The 2,988-nt window shown below is 66.3% G+C and carries 3 protein-coding genes; all 3 read left to right on the forward strand.

The genetic code is table 11. The annotated features are described in order from the left end of the window. The first annotated feature begins 87 nt into the window (after positions 1–87). The 3 genes from tnpA to tnpC are packed head-to-tail and all read left to right on the forward strand — an operon-like array spanning position 88 to position 2,436. Positions 88–453, forward strand: coding sequence for an IS66-like element accessory protein TnpA (gene tnpA / locus ACS5PK_RS22505; protein WP_269634000.1), 366 nt, complete (start codon positions 88–90; stop codon positions 451–453). Next, entirely contained in the window at positions 450–785 is a 336-nt protein-coding gene (gene tnpB / locus ACS5PK_RS22510) for an IS66 family insertion sequence element accessory protein TnpB (RefSeq protein WP_269633999.1), read from the forward strand. The genes tnpA and tnpB overlap by 4 nt, the downstream gene beginning before the upstream one ends. A 55-nt stretch (positions 786–840) precedes the next feature. Continuing rightward, positions 841–2,436 carry an IS66 family transposase gene (gene tnpC / locus ACS5PK_RS22515; RefSeq protein ID WP_269633998.1) on the forward strand — a complete coding sequence of 532 codons (1,596 nt, stop codon included), beginning with the start codon at positions 841–843 and terminating at the stop codon, positions 2,434–2,436. Positions 2,437–2,988 lie beyond the last annotated feature (552 nt).

A 2,988-nucleotide genomic window follows, 5' to 3' on the forward strand; every position in this document is an offset into this window, starting at 1 on the left:
GTAAGCGTCCTGGCATGTCATGTTGATCCGCTGAGCCGCGCCTAGGATGCTCGTATCCATCAACGACTTGATGGGTACGTACGCACTATGGAGCAAGCAGCGCCAGGCCGCCGTCGCCGAGTTCACAGCGCCGAGTTCAAGGCGCAGGCCGTGCAAGCCGCGCAGCAGCCCGGCGTCTCGATGGCCTCTGTGGCGATGGCTCACGGCATCAACGCGAACCTGCTGCGGCGTTGGGTCCATGAGATGGCACCGCCGCCTGCTGCCGCAGTGACCGTCAGCGACCAGCCCGTTGGCTTCATCGCGCTCCCGATCCCGGCGCCGGCAGTAGCGCCTTCGCCAAGCGCCGAGACCATCCGCATTGAGGTCCGCCGCGGTTCGACCATCATCGCGGTGACGTGGCCGGCGGGCGCTGCCGATGCGTGCGCTGCCTGGATGCGCGAGCTGCTGCGTTGATCCGCATCGACGCCGTGTGGCTCGCGACGACGCCACTGGACATGCGCGCCGGCACCGAGACTGCACTGGCCCGCGTGGTCCAGGTCTTCGGCGGCGCCAAGCCGCACCATGCCTACCTCTTCGCCAACCGCCGTGCCACCCGCATGAAGGTACTCGTGCATGACGGCATCGGCGTGTGGCTGGCAACGCGGCGCCTGCACCAGGGCCGCTTCGTGTGGCCTCGCGAGGTCACGCTGGAGCAGATGCCGCTGACGCAGCCGCAGCTACAGGCCCTGGTGCTGGGGCTGCCATGGCAGCGCGTGGAAGACGACGGCGCAATCCGGTTGCTGTGACGCAATCGGTGCTCGCGCCGATGCGCGCGACGTACGCTCGCCCCATACTGCCGCCATGGCAGTTGCCGCGCCCCTCAGTGCCGAAGACATCGCCTCGCTGGAAGCCGCGGGGCTCGGGCACATCGGCGCCAAGGTGCAAGCGCTCCTGGATCGCCAGGCGCACGACCGTCACGAGATTGAGTGGCGCGACGCCAAGATCGAGAAGCTCACCTTCGAGATGGCGCAGCTGCGCCGGGTGAAGTTCGGCAAGAAGAGCGAGCAGCTCGACGCCGAGCAGAAGGCGCTCTTCGACGAGGCCATGGATGCCGACCTCGCCGCGCTGGAAGCGCAGCTAGCCGACCTGATGGCAGCCAAGCGCATGGCCACCGAGCCTGCGCCCGAGCGGCCCAAGCGCGCCGCGTTGCCGCCCCATCTGCCGCGCGTGGAGCACCACCACGAGCCCAGCGACACGACGTGCCCGTGCGGCTGCCAGATGAAGCGCATTGGCGAGGACGTCAGCGAGAAGCTGGACTACACGCCCGGCAGCTTCACCGTGGAGCGCCATGTGCGTGGCAAGTGGGCCTGCGCGAAGTGCCGCACGTTGACCCAGGCACCGGTGCCGGCGGAGATCATCGACAAGGGCTTGCCCACCTCGGGCCTGCTCGCCCATGTGCTGGTTGCGAAGCACTCGGACCACCTGCCGCTTTACCGCCAGGAGGCTATCTTCGAGCGCGCCGGCCTGGCCATCCCGCGCTCGACGCTGGCGGCCTGGGTGGGCGTGTGCGGCGTGCGGCTACAGCCGTTGGTGGGTGCCATGAAGGCCGATCTGCTGCGCATGCCGGTGCTGCACGCCGATGAGACGCCGGTGGCCATGCTGGCGCCGGGCACGGGCAAGACCCATCGTGCTTATCTCTGGGCCTACGCCAGCGGTGCATTTGAGTCCATTCGTGCGGTGGTCTATGACTTCACCGAGAGCCGCTCTGGCCAGCATCCACGGAACTTCCTCGGCCACGGCACTGAGAGCGCCTGGCAGGGCAGCCTCGTGTGCGACGACTACGCCGGCTATAAGGCGCTGTTCATCGACGGCGGCATCACCGAGGCGGGCTGCATGGCCCACGCGCGCCGCAAGTTCGTGGAGCTGCACCTCGCCAACAAGAGCACCCTGGCGGCCACCGCCATCGAGCTCATCGGACAGCTCTACGGCATCGAGCGGGAAGTGAAGGACCTGGCAGCAGAGGATCGCTTGCGCGAACGACGAACTCGCGCGGCGCCGGTCGCCCAGGCCCTGCACAAGTGGTTGCTTGAGTTCCGTCCGAAGGTGCCCGATGGCTCAGCCACCGCCAGGGCCATGGACTACAGCCTGAACCGATGGGCGGCGCTCACGCGCTATCTTGGCGACCCCGCGCTACCCATCGACAACAATTTCGACGAGCAGCAGATCAGGCCGTGGGCCACGGGCCGCAAGAACTGGCTATTCGCTGGGACGCTGCTCGCAGGGCAGCGGGCGGCGGCCGTCATGAGCCTCATCCAGACGGCGAAGCTCAACGGGCATGACCCGTATGCGTACCTGAGCGACGTCCTCCAGCGCTTACCCACACAGCGGGCCAGTGACATCGAGGAATTGCTACCGCATCGGTGGGCTTCTCCCATGACCGCCACGATCGCTCGCTAACGCTGCCGCGTGTACAGACCTTCGGGTAGCCTATGCCCTGTAAAAGGTAAGGGCCACGATGAAGACTGCTCGATTCCTGACTGTTCAAGCATTGCTGCTCGGTCCGTGCGCGTTTGTCGTGTGGGCATTGCTCGGTGCGCGTGGGTCTTGGCCTTTTAGCCTGTCGATGGACACCTTCGCCGCTGCGGGCCTTGGTACAGCGCTGACGGCACTCTTCTTGGTGACCGTTGCCTTGCCGATCCAGCTGTGCATCTCAGGCTCCGCGCCACTCCCTCTACGACTTGGGTCGGGGCTCGTGTCGGGCACTTTCGGAGTCTGGCTTGGTCTCTGGGCTCTTTCCAGCTACCCAATCGAGTGGGAGTGGTACGTATCTCGAGCATGGTCGCTGCACCTCGTTTACGGTGGCGTAGGCCTTGCATTCGCCTGGATGTGGTTTCGCTGGCGGCGCGCTGAAGGTGCGCCCAAAAGGTCATCCAAGCACTAACGGCATCTTGCAATCGCGCCGAGCCGAGCGCCGTTGTCTGCGTCAACATGACTTGCCGGGACGCTTAC

Source organism: Roseateles sp. DB2 (assembly GCF_051857535.1).
Taxonomy (GTDB): domain Bacteria; phylum Pseudomonadota; class Gammaproteobacteria; order Burkholderiales; family Burkholderiaceae_C; genus Roseateles_B.

Excerpts from the sequence above, each read along its gene's own strand:
- tnpA (WP_269634000.1), top strand. The coding sequence starts at position 88 with ATGGAGCAAGCAGCGCCAGGCCGCCGTCGCCGAGTTCACAGCGCCGAG.
- tnpC (WP_269633998.1), top strand. The coding sequence starts at position 841 with ATGGCAGTTGCCGCGCCCCTCAGTGCCGAAGACATCGCCTCGCTGGAA.